Raw genomic sequence first — 17,157 nt, forward strand, 5'->3', positions numbered from 1 at the left:
TCCACAGATCGCCCTGAGGCCATGGCGCCGAGCCTGCCGTCACACGGACGCTGCTCGGCATGGACGGACACGTGGACCTGGGCAAGTACGGCGAGGATCTCGCTGCGCGCTATCTGCGCGAGCGCGGCATGCAGATCCTCGAGCGCAACTGGCGGTGTGCCGAGGGTGAGATCGACCTCGTGGCGCTCGATGGTGACTGCCTCGTCGTCTGCGAGGTGAAGACCCGGCGCGGCACGGGAGCGGGCGACCCGCTCGAGGCCGTGACCTGGGAGAAGGCGCGTCGGCTGCGGCGTCTCGCTGCGGCATACCTGCGTTCTCGGCCCGGCGCCGTGCCGCAGGTGCGCATCGACGTCATCGGCATCCTCGCCGAGCGCGGACGACGACCGGTCGTGCGGCACGTCGTGGCGGTGGGTGCATGAGCGCCAAGCTGGGTCGGACCCTCTGCGTGGCTCTCAGCGGGCTCGACGGTCGCCTGGTCGATGTCGAGGCGCACATCTCGTCGCAGCTCCCGAACTTCAGCGTCACCGGGCTGCCCGACAAGGCCTGTGGGCAGGCGCCTGACCGGGTGCGTTCGGCGGCGGCCACGAGCGGCTTCCCGTTGCCACCGCAGCGCATCACCGTCAACCTCTCACCGGCCTCGATTCCCAAGCAGGGCACCGGTTTTGATGTCGCGATCGCCCTGGCCGTGCTGGCCGCCGCGGGTGTGGTGGATGCGCGGCGCATCTCCCGGGTGGTCCACCTCGGAGAGCTTGGCCTCGATGGTCGCGTGCGTGGTGTCCGCGGAATCCTGCCGGCTGTGCTCGCCGCCGCGCGCGCCGGAGTCACGCAGGTCGTCGTGCCTCCCGAGAACGTCGCCGAGGCGCAGCTCGTCGACGGGGTCACCGTGCACTGCGCGCCCACCTTGGCCACGTTGGTTCATTGGTATGCCGTGCGCGGCGGTGTCGATCCGCTCCCGGTTGCCGGGCCGGTCGAGGAAGAGGTCGAGGACGTGCGCCATCACGGCGACCTCGCAGATGTCCTTGGTCAGCCCGAGGCCCGCTTGGCTGTGGAGCTCGCCGCTGTCGGCGACCACCACCTCCTGATGAACGGTCCGCCCGGGGTGGGCAAGACGATGCTCGCCGAGCGGCTCGTCACAATCTTGCCGCCGCTGTCGCGGGAGCAGGCGCTGCAGACCCACGCGATCCGCTCGCTCACGGGCGACGAGATCCGGGCCAGCGAACTGGACCTCACGCCTCCCTTCGTGGCGCCGCACCACAGCGCCTCCATGGCCTCGATCACCGGCGGCGGCTCGGGTGTTGTGCTGCCCGGTGCGATCTCGCGGGCGCACTGCGGTGTCCTGTTCCTGGACGAGGCGGGGGAGTTCAAGACCTCGGTGCTGCAACAGCTTCGGCAGCCTCTGGAGTCGGGCGAGGTGACGATTGCCCGGGCCAAGCAGCTGGTGAGCTATCCGGCCCGGTTCCAGCTCGTCCTGGCGACGAACCCCTGCCCGTGCGGGCGCGCATGGGGCAAGGCGTCGACTGCGCGTGCAGCTCCCTCGAGCTGCGCAGCTATCAGGCCAAGCTCTCGGGGCCGCTCATCGACCGCGTCGACATCCAGGTCGTCGTGCCGCCGGTGTCCCGAGCCGCGTTCGGCGACGAGGAGGGCGAGTCCAGCGCCGTCGTCCTCGAGCGTGTCCTGCGGGCCAGAGGAGCCCAGCAGGAACGCTGGGCCCGCCTTGGCTGGGCCACCAATGCCCGCGTGCCCGGGCACGTCCTGCGACGTCAACCGTGGCGACTGCCGGGTCGGGCCACAGCACCGATCGACCGCGCACTCGACCTGGGTCAGCTCACCCTTCGCGGCTACGACCGCACGGTGCGCCTTGCCTGGTCCGTGGCCGACCTGTTCGGGCGGACCTCACCGACGGTGGAGGACGTCGGTCTGGCCTTCACCCTGCGCAGCCCCGGAAGGGTGGCGGCATGAGTGGGGCCAGTCCGGCAGGCAATCCCGGCGGCGTTCCGGGTGGTGCTGCTTTGGTCAGCGAGCGATGGGCCCGGATGGCCTGGAGCCGCATCGCCGAGCCCGAGACGGTCTCGGTGCACAACTGGATCACCGAGCACGGCGCCGTGGAGTCGATGCAGCGACTGCTCTCCGGATCGCTGGTGCGGGATGGCCGCTATGACCAGCGCATCGCTGCTCTGGACGTCGATCAGGCGCGACGCGCCCTCGACCGACTGCAGGTGAGGGTCCTCATACCGGGTGATGAGGAATGGCCGCTCGGCCTCGATCAACTCGACTCACCACCGATCTGCATCTACGCACGGGGGAGCTGCGAACTGTCCGTCGCCGAGGGCAGCGTGGCCATCGTCGGGTCCCGGGCAGCAACGCACTACGGACTCAATGTCGCCGCAGACCTCGGCGAGGGCCTGACGCAGCGTGGAGTGACGGTGGTGTCCGGAGCCGCGTTCGGGATCGACGCGGCCGCTCACCGAGGCGCGCTGGCTGGTGGAGGGCCGACGATCGCCGTGTTGGCGCGTGGGTTGGACCGGGCGTATCCGCAGGCCCACGAGGGCCTGCTGCGCGAGATCGCCGAGAGCGGGGTCGTGGTCAGCGAGCTCCCGTTGGGCTGGGCGCCCTATCGTGCGCGGTTCATCGCCCGGAACCGGATCATCGCGGCCATGAGTGTCGGCACGGTGGTCGTCGAGGCCGGGCTGCGCTCGGGCTCGCTCAACACCGCGAAGCACGCCCGATCCCTCGTGCGTCACGTTGCCGCCGTCCCGGGGCCCGTGACGTCCGTCCAGTCGGCCGGGTGTCACAAGCTCCTGCGTGAGACCGAAGCGACCCTCGTGACGGATGCCGCGGAGGTGCTCGACGTCATGGGGCGGCTCAGCCTTGATGCCGTTGGCCTCGCCCGGGCGCCGGTGACGCCCGAGTCCGAGCTGGACCCGGTGGCCCTCAGTGTCTGGTCGGCGGTGCCGGTCCGGACCCCGGCGGACCTGGCCAAGCTGCAGCGGCTCACCGCTCTCGACACGCCGACCCTGCTCAGCGCCCTCGGCCGGCTCACCCTGCTAGGGCTGGTCGTGCGGGTCGGGGAGCGGTGGCGCAAGGTCCCGGTGTCACGCGGGTAGGCAGACCCGCCGCCGAGGTGGTTGATCGTTCAGCGTCGTGATGAGAGCGTGCAGGGTGTGAGTGCCTCTCGGCCAGCAGTGATCGACGCCTTCGAGCGTCATCTGCGGCTGGAGCGGAGCAGGTCGCCGCACACCATCCGCGCCTATCTCGCGGATCTGCGGGACTTCCTCGCCCACGTGGACGGTGACCCCATCTCAGGTGACCCGGGGAGCGCCTCGGTCGCGGACGTCAGCGGGGGTGGCGCGTCGTCCGCTCCGCAGACGCCATTGCAGGACATTCGCTTGGCCGACCTGCGGGCCTGGTTGGGGGTTCTGGCGGCGTCGGGTGCGGCGCGATCGAGTGTGGCCCGGCGTTCGGCCTCCCTGCGGACGTTCTTCGGTTGGGCGACGCGTCAGGGCCACGTGACGGTCGATCCGTCGCTGCGACTTGTCGCACCCAAGCGACACCGCACCCTCCCGCCCGTGCTCGCCAAGGATGACGCGGCCGGCCTGCTCGATGTCGCCGCTGTGGCGGCCGATGACGACGATCCGGTCCACCTCCGCAATCGAGCGGTCCTCGAACTGCTCTATGCAACCGGGGTCCGGGTCGGCGAGCTGACCGGCCTCGACATCGACGATGTCGACTTCCACTCGAACGTCGTGCGCGTCATCGGCAAGGGGGATAAGGAGCGGCGCGTGCCCTTCGGCGGCCCGGCCCGAACGGCGCTCGGTGAGTGGCTCGAACGGGGTCGACCGCGTCTCGTCGTGGAGGGAAGTGGCGCAGGTCTCTTCCTCGGACAGCGGGGACGGCGCATCGACCCCCGACAGGTGCGTACCCTCGTCCACGACATGTTGACCCACGTGCCCGATGCGCCAGATCTTGGTCCCCACGGACTTCGCCACAGTGCAGCGACGCACCTCCTCGAGGGAGGCGCAGACCTGCGCATGGTCCAGGAGCTTCTTGGACACGCGTCACTCGCCACGACCCAGATCTATACGCACGTATCCATCGAACGACTTGCTGCCTCCTACGCCCAGGCCCATCCCCGTGCCTGACGACCTCGGACTCCCCGACTGGGTGAGCGAGCCCCGCTCGTCCCTCACCGACGAGGACGCGAGCCCGCCCGCGCGCCGGGCCGACCGTCGGCGTACCGAGCGTGACCAGCACCGGGGTCACGAGCGCGCCCCCCGCCACGAAGCCTCTCAGGAGCGCTCGCGCCGCGAACGGCGGGATCACCGTCGCGCGGACCCACCCCGAGGTCGCGGTGAGCGGCGAGTGGACCCCGAGCTCGAGACCCCCGCGCTGGTTGTCATCGAGGACTCCGCCTGGCTGACTCGTGCAGAACGCCGACGACGTCTGGAGGCTGAGAACGCGCGGCGCCAATCAACCGCCCGCGGCGGCGTCGGCCCGGTCGAGATGGTTCCCCCCACTCAGGAGGCCGAGCTCGAGACCAGGTCACGACGACGCGCGCCGAGCCCTCCCACCCGGACGAGCCCCGCGACGTTTGCGCGTCGCCGGGCCCTCGCTGCTCTGGTCCTCACGACGGCCCTCGCGGTTTTCCTGTGGTCCTTGTGGCCGAGCACCACCTCGCCGCAGCGTCAGGCGGGAGATCTCTCCGCGGCCGCCCTTCAACAACAGTCCGATCCGACGCCGGCCGCCGAGGAGTTGGAGTCGGCCCCGGCCACCACCCCTGACCGTGGCGCGAAGCCCGTGCCCGAATCGGGAACGGGCAAACTCGACTCGGTGGCGCTGCCAACGATCGCTGCACCGCAGATCAACCCCATGCGCACCGTGCGGGTCGGGCTCGAGGTGGAGCGTGGTGCCGGCGTCAACGCAGCCGAGGCGGCGGCGATCATCTCCACGACGCTGGGCGACAGGCGTGGCTGGCAGACCCGTGACCAAGTGCGCTTCCGGGCCGTCTCACCAGCCGCTCTCGAGGCCGGCGACGTCGACATCACGATCGTGCTGGCCAGCCCCGACCTCACCGACAAGCTCTGTGCGCCCCTCAAGACCCGAGGAGAGGTGTCCTGCTTCAACATGAAGAAGGTGGTGCTCAACGCCCGCCGCTGGACCGAAGCAGTGCCCGGCTACGGCACGAACCTCGTGGCGTACCGGCAGTACATGGTCAACCACGAGACCGGCCACGGGCTCTACCACGGCCACGTCGAGTGCCCCCGCAAGGGCGCCCTGGCTCCGGTCATGCTCCAGCAGAGCAAGGGCCTGGACGGGTGCCTTCAGAACCCGTGGCCCACCGCGGGCTGAGTGGGATCACGCAGGGGCAGCAGGATCACCGGTCCTCCGCCGAGCAGGGGTCGTGGGTCGAGATAGGCCGAGCCCACGAGCGCACCAAGGTGCAGGCACGCGCCGCCGCAGTGCGACCGCCCCACAACGGTGCCGATGACCTGGCCTTCGGGCACGTGCGCGCCCACGGCGACGGCGCCCCGAACAGGTTCGTAGGTGCTGCGCAGCCCTGACTCATGCGTGACGCTGATCGTGCCGCGACCAGCGATGACGCCGACGTGCGTCACGACTCCGGCATCGACCGCACGGACGTCCTGTCCCTGCACCGCGGTCAGGTCGATGCCGCGATGGCCCCGTCCGTAGGTCGACGCCGGAGCAACGAAGGGCGCCAGCACTGCGGGCCGAGGGGTGAGCGGCCAGGACCATGTCCGCCGGAGGTCGCCCGGGTCCACCAACCCCGCGGGAGCACGCGCCGAGGTCACGGCAGTCGGTGCAGCCCGTGGCGCCATCGATGGGCCGAGGCTCGCACCGGGCACGAGGCTGCCCGCAACACTCAGGACGAGGAGCAGGCGGCGGAGGGCTGAGGTGGTCGACATTCCTCGACCCTGCGACGTCAACCGGAGACGCCGCCATCCCCAAGCCGACGTTCTGTGGACAGCGGATGCCAGTGCGGTCGCCTGTGGACAGTCAGGCTCGCAGGGCCGACAAGCGTTGCGCTGCCTCGCGCAGGACGTCGTCCCGCTTGCAGAAGGCGAACCTCACGAGCGTGCGCGCTGCCTCGACGTCGTCGTGGAAGACCGACACCGGGACACCGGCGACACCGGCGCGCACCGGCAGCTCCCGGCAGAACGTCAGCGCGTCGGTTGCCCCCAGCGGTGCCGCGTCGGCGATGACGAAGTACGTCCCGCCCGGGACGGACACGTCGAGGCCGATGCCACGCAGTGCCGAGACCAACAGATCACGCTTGGCCTCCATGGAACGCGAGAGACCGGCATACACCTCGTCTGCCAGACCCAGGCCGAGCGCAACCGCAGGCTGGAACGGTCCCGACCCCACATAGGTGAGGAACTGCTTGACCGTCCGCACCGCCGCGATGGCCTCCGCCGGGCCACTCACCCAGCCGACTTTCCAGCCCGTGACCGAGAAGGTCTTGCCTGCCGACGAGATGGTGAGCGTGCGGTCGGCCATCCCCGGCAACGTCGCCACAGGGACATGCTCCAGCCCGTCGAAGACGAGGTGCTCGTAGACCTCGTCGGTGACGACCCAGGCATCGAACTCGCGAGCGAGCGCGCAGATCAGCTCGAGCTCGGCGCGGGTGAAGACCTTGCCCGTCGGGTTGTGTGGGGTGTTGAGGAGGACCAATCGGGTGCGCGACGAGAAGGCAGCCCGCAGAGACTGCTCGTCGACGGCGAAGTCGGGGAAGCGCAACACGGACGTCCGCCGCACGGCTCCCGCCAAGGCGATCGACGCGGCATACGAGTCATAGAAAGGTTCAAAGGTGACGACCTCGTCGCCCTGCTCGCAGAGCGCAAGGATGGTCGCGGCGATGGCTTCGGTGGCCCCGACGGTGACGAGGACCTCGGAGCGCGCGTCGACGTCCAGACCGTAGAAACGCTTCTGGTGAGCGGCGATTGCGTCCAGGAGCTCAGGCACGCCAGGGCCCGGTGGGTATTGGTTGCGCCCACGGTCGATGGCCGCCTTCGCCGCGTCGAGGATCTCCTGCGGCCCGTCCGTGTCGGGGAAACCCTGGCCGAGGTTGAGGGCGCCGTGCTCGTTGGCCAGCCCTGTCATCTCCGCGAAGATCGTCGACCCGAAGCCCTGCATCCGGTGCACGAGAGGGGAATCCATGTTCGCAGGCTACGCGTCAGTGGCCACGCCTAGGCTCGGCATCATGTCCGACGGTTCCGAGCTCCTCGACGCGATCCGCGGCGCCCTGCGTTCTGGCGCCAACGCGGATCGGGCGGTCGGGCAGCAGCGCTACATGAAGAGCGAGATGCCGTTCCTCGGCCTCACCTCCCCGCAGCGCCATGGGTTGCTGCGGCCCCTGCTCGCCGATCCCGCCTTGCGGATCGAGACCCGCTCGGATTGGGAAAGTGCGATCCGTGAGCTCTGGGACGGGGCAGAGTTCCGTGAGGACAGGTATGCCGCCCTCGCCCTGATCCGCCACCGCACCTACCGCTCGTGGCGGGACCCGGACGTCATGCCGCTCGTCCGGCACATCATCGTGAGGGGCGCGTGGTGGGACTACGTCGACGAGGTCGGAAACGTCGTCGGTGACGTGCTGCTGCTCGACCCCGAGGGCGAGGGGCTGCGGATGCGTGCGTGGGCCGAGGACGAGGACATGTGGCTGCGTCGATCAGCGATCATCAGCCAGCTCCGTCACAAGGACCGCACCGACACCACGCTCCTCGAGGACGTCATCGAGCCGAACCTCGACGATCGGGAGTTCTTCGTCCGCAAGGCGATCGGGTGGGCGCTGCGGCAGTACGCCAGGACCGACCCGGCGTGGGTGAGGGCTTTCGTCGACGCCCACGGGCAGCGGCTCTCGGGTCTCAGCCGACGTGAGGCGCTCAAGCACCTCTGAGCCCGACGAGGGTCGTTGACGGTCGGGCGCTCACAGGAGGACTGTGGAGTCACACGTCGGGGAAAGGGGCGGGTGATGGGAACGTGGGACGAGAGGCCACTGCAGAATTGTGGCGCTCGCACGAGGACGTTCGGCCTGTTCGCCTGCGCGATGGTCGCCACGCTCGCAGTGTCTGGCGCCGAGGCCGCAACGAACTCCGAGGAAACAACGAGTCAGTCTGCCGCGGTTTCGCTCGCGCAACTGGAGGGCATCCCCGCCGAGGAGCTGGCGGACCTGCGGCAATTCGCCGCAGACTCAGGCACACCGCTCGATGAGGTGCTGAAGAAATATGGGGGGCAGGGCGAGTTTGTGAGGGGGGTTACCGACTTCGCCACTCGGTTCCCCGATGCCTTTGCCGGATCGGCCATCGGTGATGGCGGCGTTCACTCGTTGTTCCTCACCCAGCGGGCCGATGCGCAGGCGCGCGACGCGGCCGCCACGGTGGCAGATGCCACAGGCGCCAGAGTGGTCGCGGATCGAGTGCTGAGCCACGAAGAGTCCGTCCAGGTGATGGAGCACATCGGTTCCGTGCTCCGAGCGCGCCTGGGCACCAAGTTCCTCGGATCCGCCTACCGCGAGAGCACCGGACGCATCGAAGTGTCCGTGGCCAACGGCGCAGCCGATGAGGCTCGCGGTGGCATCGACGAGCTGCGACTGTCTCCGGAGGTGCGAGGCCTTGTCGTCCTGTTCGCGCAGGCCCAGGGGCGCTGACCGGCAGCGCGAGGCGCTCAAGCACCTCTGAGTGCGGTGGCGGCGATGCCGACGAGTTCGCGGGCAGGGCCTGCGGGTGGGTTGCGGCCACCGACCCAGACCGCGCGGAAGACCCGGTCCAGTTCGAGCGATGGCGTCGGTACGACCGCGAGGTGGCCGGACGCGAGTTCGCGCGCCATCGCCCGACGGCTGAGAAAGGCAGGCGAGCCACCGGCGAGCACTGCCTCGCGCACCGCCGTCGCGGTCGTGTGCTCCACGACCGAGTCCGCCATCGTCAGGCCGTGAGCGGCCAGGGCGTGCTCGATGACGTCGCGCGTGCCCGACCCTCGCTCGCGGCTCGTGAGTGGCAACAACGACACGTCGGCCGGTGTGAGCGGGGTGCGCCTTCGGGACAGCCGCGAGCCCGCCGCGGTGACGAGGACGAGCTCGTCCCGGGCGAGGTCGACGCGGCGCAGGCCAGCCGGTGGCTCGACCCCCTCGACGAAACCGAGGTGCGCGGCTCCGGAACGCACCGCTTCGATGACATGACCACTGTTGTCGGCCGTGAGGCTCACGGTCGTGGCCTGTTCGCCAGCCGCGAGCTGGCGCTCCCGCAGCAGGACGAGCCAGCGGGGGAGGAGGTTCTCGGCGATCGTCATGCTCGACCAGACGGTGAGGTCACGCCCGCGATCACCGCGCAGGCCGTCGATCGCCCCGTCGATCTCGTCGGTGAGGTCGAGCAGGCGGACGGCCCACTGAGCGACGACCTCACCGGCCGGGGTGAGCCGGGACCCGCGCGAGCCTCGGTGCACCAGGGTCAGGCCCATCTGCCCCTCGATGCCGCGCAGTCGTTCCGACGCCGCCTGCTGGCTGATGTCCGCGTCGCGAGCCGCGCCGGCGATGCTGCCGTGGCGGGCGATGCCCACGATGAGGCGCAGGCCGGTGACGTCAGGGACTCGGGAAGACACAAGCCATACCGTATGCCAGACACAAGGTCATCTTGTGGATGGACAGGGTTGCGGCTTCTGGTGGGCCCCAGGCCAGGCCCCCAGAGTGGAAGCCATGACGACCACCCTGACCCGGCTCCCCTCTCACACGGAGGGCGCCACCGGGACTGGATTCCTGTCCGCTCTCGGCAACCAGTCGCCCTTCGCTTTCATCGGCCCGAACTGGTTCGCCGCCGTCATGGGTACGGGCATCGTGGCGAACGCCGCCGCGACCCTGCCCGTGCCCGTCCCGGGGCTGCTCGGCGTCGCGCGCATCGTGTGGGCTCTCGACGTCCTCCTGCTCGCCCTGGTGCTCGCCGCCACCGCAGTCCACTGGGTACAGCATCGCGACACCGCCCGCAGCCACCTGGACAACCCGGTGATGTCCCACTTCTACGGAGCCCCGGCGATGGCGCTCATGACAGTGGGGTCAGGGGCTCTTCTCGTCGGTGAGCCCGTCGTCGGCCGCTCGGCCGCCATCGCCATGGCCTCGGTGCTGTGGCTGAGCGGGACGCTCCTCGGCCTCTGGACCGCCGTCGCCGTCCCCGTCAGGGCGTTCACCACGCACGAGGTGGCGCCCGACTCGGCCTTCGGCGGCTGGCTCATGCCCGTCGTTCCGCCCATGGTCAGCGCTGCGACCGGACCACTGCTGCTGCCGCACCTGCCGGCCGGTCAATGGCAGCTCGCGATGCAGCTCGCCTGCACGATGATGTTCGGCCTCACCCTCGTGGCGAGCCTCATCGTCATCACCCTCATCTGGGGGAAGCTCGTCCACCACAAGATCGGCGCCGCAGCAGCTGTCCCGACGCTCTGGATCGTCCTCGGCCCACTCGGCCAGTCCGTCACCGCCGCCCACACGCTGGGCGTCGCGGCGGCGACCGTTCTGCCCGAGCCGTACGGATCCGCCTTCAACGCCATGGGACTCGTCTTCGGACTGCCGATGTGGGGCTTCGCCATGATGTGGCTCGCCATTGCCGCGACAGTGACGATCCGCACGGCGCGTTGCGGTCTGCCGTTCTCCCTGACCTGGTGGTCGTTCACCTTCCCGGTCGGCACGGTCGTGACGGGGACGTCGGGACTCGCTGCCGCGACCGGCGCGACCTTCCTCGTGGTCACCGCTCTTGCCCTGTATGCCGGCCTCGTCCTTGCGTGGGCCACCGTCGCCTTCCGCACGGCTCGAGGCGCATGGACCGGTCGGCTCCTCCGCCTCCCCGCCTGAGCCGGCCCGTCGCCGCGCTCTGTGAGGATGGCCGACATGGTCCTTCGCGCACCCCGATCCCTCGTCGCCGGCGACCGGGTCGCCGTCATCGCGCCTTCGAGCGCCGTGGCCGGTGACGTGAACCGACCGCGTGTGGAAGCGGGCATTGCGCGCCTGCGTGGCTGGGGCCTCGAGGTCGTCGAGAGTGCGCACCTCTGGGACACGGACCCAGGCAACGAACTGGCCGGACGCGACATCGACCGTGCCGCGGACCTCGCGGCAGCCTGGATGGACCCATCTATCGCGGCGATCATCTGCGCGCGTGGTGGATACGGCCTGCAGCGGCTGCTCGCGGTCCTGCCGCGCGAGACCTTGGCGACAGGGAAGGGCAAGTGGCTCGTGGGCTTCTCGGACGTCACCCCGTTGCTGCACCGGATCGCCGTCGAAGCCGGACTCCAGAGCATCCACGGACCCATGGTCGCGGGACTGTCCGACGGCGAGGAACCCGGGATCGAGTCGCTGCGCGCCCTGCTGTTCGGGGAGGCGGACGATGCTCCGCTTCTCACGGGATTGACGCCCTGGCATGACGGTGAGGTGACCGGTCCGCTCGTGGGAGGCAATGTCGCGCTCCTCGCCGCATCGGTCGGCACGGGTGACCTGGTCCCCGCTCGCGGTGGGATCGCCTTCTTCGAGGACGTCGGGCAGCACGGCTTCGTCCTCGACCGCAGCCTCACCCAGCTCCTGCGCGCGGGGTGGTTCGACGGCGTGCGTGGGGTACTCGTCGGCGACTTCACCATGGACGCGACCCCCGCCGAGATCGAGTTGGTCCTGCGTGACCGCCTGCTTCCGCTGGGCGTTCCAGTGTGGGCGGGAGGGACGTTTGGACACGCGCTCCTCAACTGCGCCTTGCCCCACGGCGCCGACGTCAAGCTCGGTGGTGGGGAGCTCCGACTCAGCTGAGATCGCTGCTGCGCTTACGACGGCTGAAGTCGACCCCCGAGTCGAGGAGGGCCCGGCGCGCTCGCGCGACTCGCAGGGCGAACAGCACCGCCACCCCCACGACGCCGGCATCGTCCAGTAGACCCACCGGCCCGAGCAGTGCTTCGGGGATGACGTCGACGGGGACGACCAGGTAGAAGCCTGCCGTGGCCAGGGCCACCAGCCCACGCGGCGGAATCCGGTAGCGCCACATCAGCAGTCCGACCCCCAGCAGGAACAGGCCGAGAAGCACGGCGATCGCGATGAGAACCGCCCGGATGACGTCGTCCATGCCCTGAGTGTCCCGTGTCGAGGCTCAGATGGCGTCTGGGTCGTCGTCGCCAGCGTGGGCGATGGAGTCGAGCTGGCGCCAGACCAGCGCGAGGATCACAGCGGTGCCGACGAACGCGAACCAGAACGGCGCCGTGAGCCCCCACTGCTCGGCGATCGGCCCGCCGATGGCCTGCCCGATGACGAGCCCGAGGAACAGTCCGGTCATGTAGACGCTGCCGACCCGACCTTGGTATGCCGTGGGGACGGATCGCTGTCGGATCGTGTTGCTCACCGTCCCCCAGGTGAAGGCGTAGGCGCCGAAGATCGTCATGATGCCGATCGCGACCCAACCGTTGGTCGTCAACGCCAGGGCGAGGTGGGTGACGACCTCGGCGAGGAGGCAGACCTTCATGAGCGTCGCCAGCGAGAACCGCCGCGAGAGCCGGTCGAAGTTCGTCGTCGCCAGGACTCCACCGACGGCGCTCGCGGTCGTGAGCAGGCCGAAGCCGATGGCGCCCATGTGCAGGTGGTCGAGTGAATAGAGCACGAGGATCGACCAGGCCGCACCCCACGTGATGTTGAAGGTGAGGATGACGAGGGCAAGCGTGCGCATCGCCGCGTTGTGGCGGACCCAGCGCAGGCCATCGACGATGTCGGCCCGAATGTGGGTGTCGACGGTTCCGCGCACTCCACCTCGGGGGAGCTCCATGCGGTCGACGAGCCCAATGGCGAGGACGACGAGCAGGACCTGGGTGACGAACGGCCACACCATGCCTGCCGCGAAGAGGAAGGCACCCACCGGCGGACCGACGAGCTGGTTGGCGGTGAGGAACCCTGCCTGCAGCCGCACCTGACCGGTCCGCAGATCGTCGCGCTCCACGACCATCGGCAGCAATGTGCCTGTCGTCGAGTCGGCGAAGACCTCGCACACCCCGTAGACGAACATCGTCGCCAGGACGACGCCGATCGAGATGTGGTCCGTGGCGATGAAGGTGCACAGGGCGATGACGACGAGCACGCGCAGGCAGTTCGCCGTGATGATGATGCGTTTGCGATCGAGCCGGTCGGCGACGGCCCCGGCCCAGAGTCCCAACAGCAGCCAGGGCAGGCGTTGGAGCAGCGCGGCCATGGCCACGAGGGTCGGGTTGCGGGTCTGTGACGCCACCAGCAGAGGGCCGGCCGCCAAGGCGATCCCATCCCCGATATTGCTCGACCACGACGCCGACATGAGCCACCGGAACGGCGTCCCGAGACGCGACGGCGCGAGTGCTTCCCCCAGACGTGACACGAGAGGTGACGCTACGCGGGAGGCGAGCGGGCGGCATACCTCTTTCCTCCGCAGGAGCGGATTTCTCGGCACGGCCGTTCACGCGTACGATTGAGGGCGGTCTTCGTGTGCCTGCATGCGTGCATGCCCACGGTGACCTAATTCGCGCGTCTCTCGCCGCTGACTGGACCACCACGAAGCGGGGCGCACCACGACAGTCCATGGGCCTGCTCCACCGGAGCACACGGCATACGGCGTGGTGCGTTTCAGACGCCAGGCAGGCAGTGCACGACCCGTGCGCAGCCGACGTAACTGAAACACCAGCACAAGGAGAACACCGGCATGGCCGTTGTCACCATGCGCCAGCTCCTCGAGAGCGGCGTCCACTTCGGGCACCAGACCCGTCGTTGGAACCCGAAGATGAAGCGCTTCATCATGACCGAGCGCAACGGGATCTACATCATCGACCTGCAGCAGTCGGTGACCTACATCAACAACGCGTACGAGTTCGTGCGCGAGACCGTTGCCCACGGCGGAAGCATCCTCTTCGTCGGTACCAAGAAGCAGGCCCAGGAGCCCATCGCCGAGCAGGCGACGCGCGTCGGCATGCCCTACGTGAACCACCGTTGGCTCGGTGGCATGCTCACCAACTTCCAGACGATCTCCAAGCGTCTGACCCGCCTCGTCGAGCTCGACGAGATCGACTTCGACGACGTTGCCGGCTCCGGCCGCACCAAGAAGGAGCTCCTGCTCCTCAAGCGTGAGCGCGACAAGCTCGACAAGAGCCTCGGTGGCATCCGCGGCATGTCCAAGGTCCCGTCCGCAGTGTGGGTCGTGGACACCAAGAAGGAGCACCTCGCGGTCAACGAGGCGCGCAAGCTCGGGCTCCCCGTCATCGCGATCCTCGACACCAACTGCGACCCCGACGAGGTCGACTACAAGATCCCCGGCAACGACGACGCGATCCGCTCCGTCACCCTGCTGACGCGAGTCATCGCCGACGCCGTGGCCGAGGGCCTCATCGCGCGTTCGGGTGGCAACAACGCCGCTGCTGACGCCGAGGGCACAGCCGACGAGCCCCTGCCCGAGTGGGAGCGCGAGCTCCTCGGTGGCGACGCTGACGCTGCTGCCGAGACCGCCGAGGCCGTTGCCCCGGAGGCTGGCGCCACTGCTGCAGCCGACGCTGTCGAGGCCGCTCCGGCCGAGGCTGAGGTTGCTGTCGAGGCCCCCGCCGAGGCTGCCCCGGTCGAGGCCGAGGTTGCTGTCGAGGCTCCCGTCGAGGCTGAGGCCGCTCCGGCCGAGAAGGCCTGACCCAACCTCTGTTCCACCACTTCTCTGTTCGACTTTCAACGCAAAGGAAGCGCACACACACATGGCGAACTACACCGCCGCTGACATCAAGGCGCTCCGTGCCTCCACGGGTGCCGGCATGCTCGACGTCAAGAAGGCACTCGATGAGGCCGACGGCGACCAGGCCAAGGCCACCGAGATCCTGCGGGTCAAGGGCCAGAAGGGCGTGACCAAGCGCGAGGGTCGTTCCACCTCCAACGGTCTCGTCATCGCCAAGGCCGAGGGTGGCGTCGGCACGCTCGTCGAGGTCCTCTGCGAGACCGACTTCGTCGCCAAGGGTGAGAACTTCATCGCCCTCGCCGACCAGGTCTTCACGCAGGCCGTCGACACCAAGTCGGCTTCGGCCGACGAGCTCCTCGCGAGCACCCTGCCCGACGGACAGTCGGTCAAGGATCTCCTCGACGGCGCCAACGCGACGATCGGCGAGAAGATCGAGGTCAAGCGCGTTGCCCGCATCGAGGCTCCGGTTGTGGCGGCCTACCTCCACAAGACGAGCCCCGACCTGCCCGCGCAGATCGGCGTCCTCGTGGCGACCGATGGTGGCGACGAGCAGGTTGCTCGTGACGTCGCGATGCACGTCGCCGCGTTCAGCCCGACGGTCCTCACGCGTGACGAGGTCGACCCCGAAACGGTCGAGAACGAGCGTCGCGTCGCCGAGGCCACGGCCAAGGAGGAGGGCAAGCCCGAGGCTGCTCTCACCAAGATCGTCGAGGGTCGCGTCAACGGCTACTTCAAGGAGAACGTCCTGCTCGAGCAGCCGTTCGCCAAGGAGCCCAAGAAGACCGTTGCCAAGGTCCTCGAGGAGGCCGGCGCCACGGCGACGTCCTTCGCACGCTTCCGCGTCGGTGGCTGACCTTTCGGTCTGAACCACACGCATTGCGTATGCCGTCCGCTCACTGAGCGGGCGGCATACGTGCGTCTGGGGCACTTCGCGGGAGCTACCGCACCGTAGGTGGGATGATCACGCCGCCTACGGTGCGGTAGCTCGAGTGTTCAGCCCGGGGCATCGCGGGTGCGGGTGAGCCAGGGGTGGAAGAGCTTGGTCACCCTCGGCAGGATCACGTACGTCATGAGGGGTGTGGCGACGAGTGTCGTGAGCAGCACGCGGAACACCGGCAGCCAGTCCCTGGTGAAGCCGGCCGAGGCATAGGTCAGGGCGAGGCTCGTCGGAAAGAAGGCCAGCCAGATGATGCACATCTGCTTCCAGCGTGGCGGGGCCGGGGGAGCGACGGCAGGCTCGGCATCCGTGCGCATGTCGTCGACGGCGCGCTCCTCGGGGTCGTCGAACCAGCCCTCGATGCCGGTGCGGTGCTCGATGCGGGTGTCCTGCACGAGGTTGGTGCCGGCGGCGAGCCAGCGCGTGCGTTCGGATGACTCCTCCCAGAATCTGAGGGAGTCACGGCTGTCGAAGCGATAGAGCATGTGCCAGTCGTGCGAGCCGGTCGAGGGGCGCACCCACCCGGACCCGAGGAAGCCGGGGAAGTGGTTGGCCATCTGGGTGCCCGCGTCAGCCCAGGCGCGCATGAGGAGTTCGTCCTCGGGGCTCACCCGGCGGGTGATCGCCACGGTGACGGGGCCGGAGGTGTTCGGGGCCGGTGCGGCGGTGTCGGTCACGGGTGACAGTGTGCCAACCCCGGGGGCCTTCGACACCGCCGCTGTGTGCGAGGATTCGGGGCACCGCCAGAAGACACTGCCGAGGAGGCACGGTGACCACTGACGTCCAGACTGGGCTCGCTCCCACCACCACTGGTGAGCGCGCTCGACGGGTGCTTCTCAAGCTCAGCGGAGAGGTGTTCGGCGGGGGCAGCATCGGCGTCGACCCCGAGGTCGTGCGCGGCATCGCCAAGCAGATCGCCGCAGCCATCAACGGCGGCACTCAGGTCGCCATCGTCGTCGGTGGTGGCAACTTCTTCCGCGGAGCCGAGCTCCAGCAGAAGGGCATGGATCGCTCGCGCGCCGACTACATCGGCATGCTCGGCACCGTGATGAACTGCCTCGCGCTGCAGGACTTCCTGGAAAAGGAAGGCATCGACACTCGCGTGCAGACCGCCATCACGATGGGTCAGGTCGCCGAGCCCTACATCCCGCGTCGCGCGATCCGTCACCTCGAGAAGGGGCGTGCGGTGATCTTTGGTGCAGGAGCCGGTATGCCGTACTTCTCCACCGACACCGTGAGCGCCCAGCGCGCCCTGGAGTGCCACTGCGACATGGTGCTCATGTCCAAGAGCGGCGTGGACGGGGTCTACGACTCGGACCCGCGGACCAACCCGGATGCACGCAAGCTCGACACCCTGACCTACCGGGAGGCGCTGCAGAAGGGCCTCCAGGTTGTCGACGCAGCCGCGTTCAGCCTCTGCATGGAGAACGACCTGCCGATGATGGTCTTCGGCATGGAGGGCGAGGGCAACATCACCCGCGCCATCCAGGGCGAGCGCATCGGAACCCTCGTCACCGCCTGAGCACCTGA

Annotated in this window: 17 protein-coding genes and 1 pseudogene; 12 read left to right on the forward strand and 6 right to left on the reverse strand. The window is 69.2% G+C overall.

Features of this window, described 5'->3' with window-relative positions:
* The first annotated feature begins 59 nt into the window (after positions 1-59).
* The 5 genes and pseudogenes from ACFQRE_RS09000 to ACFQRE_RS09020 all read left to right on the forward strand — a co-directional run bounded on the left by ACFQRE_RS09000 (position 60) and on the right by ACFQRE_RS09020 (position 5,346).
* Positions 60-419, forward strand: a complete 360-nt coding sequence (locus ACFQRE_RS09000) for a YraN family protein (RefSeq protein ID WP_380121294.1) — start codon at positions 60-62, stop codon at positions 417-419.
* Positions 416-1,959: pseudogene (locus tag ACFQRE_RS09005) on the forward strand (YifB family Mg chelatase-like AAA ATPase). The gene ACFQRE_RS09000 and the pseudogene ACFQRE_RS09005 overlap by 4 nt, the downstream one beginning before the upstream one ends.
* Positions 1,956-3,104 (forward strand): DNA-processing protein DprA, encoded by a 1,149-nt coding sequence (gene dprA, locus ACFQRE_RS09010; protein WP_380121297.1) that lies wholly within the window; start codon positions 1,956-1,958, stop codon positions 3,102-3,104. Before ACFQRE_RS09005 ends, dprA begins: the two are co-directional and overlap by 4 nt.
* A gap of 57 nt (positions 3,105-3,161) precedes the next feature.
* Entirely contained in the window at positions 3,162-4,139 is a 978-nt protein-coding gene (locus tag ACFQRE_RS09015) for a tyrosine recombinase XerC (protein WP_380121299.1), read from the forward strand.
* Positions 4,132-5,346, forward strand: coding sequence for a DUF3152 domain-containing protein (locus tag ACFQRE_RS09020; RefSeq protein WP_380121301.1), 1,215 nt, complete (start codon positions 4,132-4,134; stop codon positions 5,344-5,346). The genes ACFQRE_RS09015 and ACFQRE_RS09020 overlap by 8 nt, the downstream gene beginning before the upstream one ends.
* Here ACFQRE_RS09020 and ACFQRE_RS09025 read toward each other — a convergent pair.
* Together ACFQRE_RS09025 and ACFQRE_RS09030 are read right to left on the reverse strand one after the other, a co-directional pair.
* A complete protein-coding gene (locus tag ACFQRE_RS09025) occupies positions 5,319-5,921 on the reverse strand; it encodes a M23 family metallopeptidase (RefSeq protein WP_380121304.1) in 603 nt (200 codons plus the stop codon). The genes ACFQRE_RS09020 and ACFQRE_RS09025 overlap by 28 nt on opposite strands.
* Before the next feature lie 91 nt (positions 5,922-6,012).
* Positions 6,013-7,173: a pyridoxal phosphate-dependent aminotransferase gene (locus ACFQRE_RS09030; protein WP_380121306.1), complete on the reverse strand. Its 1,161-nt coding sequence runs from the start codon at positions 7,171-7,173 to the stop codon at positions 6,013-6,015.
* 43 nt (positions 7,174-7,216) lie between these two features.
* On the opposite strand from ACFQRE_RS09030, the gene ACFQRE_RS09035 reads away from it, so the two are divergent.
* Complete coding sequence (locus tag ACFQRE_RS09035; RefSeq protein WP_380121308.1) at positions 7,217-7,909, forward strand: DNA alkylation repair protein; 693 nt, start codon at positions 7,217-7,219, stop codon at positions 7,907-7,909.
* Positions 7,910-7,984: 75 nt separating this feature from the next.
* Positions 7,985-8,659, forward strand: a complete 675-nt coding sequence (locus ACFQRE_RS09040; protein ID WP_380121310.1) for a hypothetical protein — start codon at positions 7,985-7,987, stop codon at positions 8,657-8,659.
* A gap of 17 nt (positions 8,660-8,676) precedes the next feature.
* Here the strand turns inward: ACFQRE_RS09040 and ACFQRE_RS09045 are convergent, their stop codons facing one another.
* Complete coding sequence (locus ACFQRE_RS09045) at positions 8,677-9,606, reverse strand: LysR family transcriptional regulator (protein WP_380121313.1); 930 nt, start codon at positions 9,604-9,606, stop codon at positions 8,677-8,679.
* Positions 9,607-9,700: 94 nt separating this feature from the next.
* Between ACFQRE_RS09045 and ACFQRE_RS09050 the strand changes: the two genes are divergently transcribed.
* Together ACFQRE_RS09050 and ACFQRE_RS09055 are read left to right on the forward strand one after the other, a co-directional pair.
* On the forward strand, positions 9,701-10,843 hold the full coding sequence (locus tag ACFQRE_RS09050; protein WP_380121315.1) for a TDT family transporter: 1,143 nt from the start codon (positions 9,701-9,703) through the stop codon (positions 10,841-10,843).
* Positions 10,844-10,879: 36 nt separating this feature from the next.
* Positions 10,880-11,782: a S66 peptidase family protein gene (locus ACFQRE_RS09055; protein WP_380121318.1), complete on the forward strand. Its 903-nt coding sequence runs from the start codon at positions 10,880-10,882 to the stop codon at positions 11,780-11,782.
* Here the strand turns inward: ACFQRE_RS09055 and ACFQRE_RS09060 are convergent.
* Positions 11,775-12,092 (reverse strand): DUF1232 domain-containing protein, encoded by a 318-nt coding sequence (locus tag ACFQRE_RS09060; protein WP_380121320.1) that lies wholly within the window; start codon positions 12,090-12,092, stop codon positions 11,775-11,777. The two genes, ACFQRE_RS09055 and ACFQRE_RS09060, sit on opposite strands and share 8 nt — an antisense overlap.
* A 24-nt stretch (positions 12,093-12,116) precedes the next feature.
* Positions 12,117-13,361, reverse strand: coding sequence for an MFS transporter (locus ACFQRE_RS09065; protein ID WP_380121322.1), 1,245 nt, complete (start codon positions 13,359-13,361; stop codon positions 12,117-12,119).
* Between the two features lie 321 nt (positions 13,362-13,682).
* On the opposite strand from ACFQRE_RS09065, the gene rpsB reads away from it, so the two are divergent.
* Both rpsB and tsf read left to right on the forward strand, forming a co-directional pair.
* A complete protein-coding gene (gene rpsB, locus ACFQRE_RS09070) occupies positions 13,683-14,651 on the forward strand; it encodes a 30S ribosomal protein S2 (protein ID WP_380121325.1) in 969 nt (322 codons plus the stop codon).
* Positions 14,652-14,712: 61 nt separating this feature from the next.
* Entirely contained in the window at positions 14,713-15,543 is an 831-nt protein-coding gene (tsf, locus tag ACFQRE_RS09075; RefSeq protein ID WP_380121327.1) for a translation elongation factor Ts, read from the forward strand.
* Positions 15,544-15,683: 140 nt separating this feature from the next.
* Here tsf and ACFQRE_RS09080 read toward each other — a convergent pair whose 3' ends face one another.
* A complete protein-coding gene (locus ACFQRE_RS09080) occupies positions 15,684-16,304 on the reverse strand; it encodes an antibiotic biosynthesis monooxygenase (RefSeq protein WP_380121330.1) in 621 nt (206 codons plus the stop codon).
* 92 nt (positions 16,305-16,396) lie between these two features.
* On the opposite strand from ACFQRE_RS09080, the gene pyrH reads away from it, so the two are divergent.
* Positions 16,397-17,149, forward strand: coding sequence for a UMP kinase (gene pyrH, locus ACFQRE_RS09085; protein ID WP_009778257.1), 753 nt, complete (start codon positions 16,397-16,399; stop codon positions 17,147-17,149).
* The last annotated feature ends 8 nt before the right edge of the window (positions 17,150-17,157 follow it).

The organism is Knoellia pratensis, assembly GCF_042666395.1.
GTDB lineage: Bacteria > Actinomycetota > Actinomycetes > Actinomycetales > Dermatophilaceae > Knoellia > Knoellia pratensis.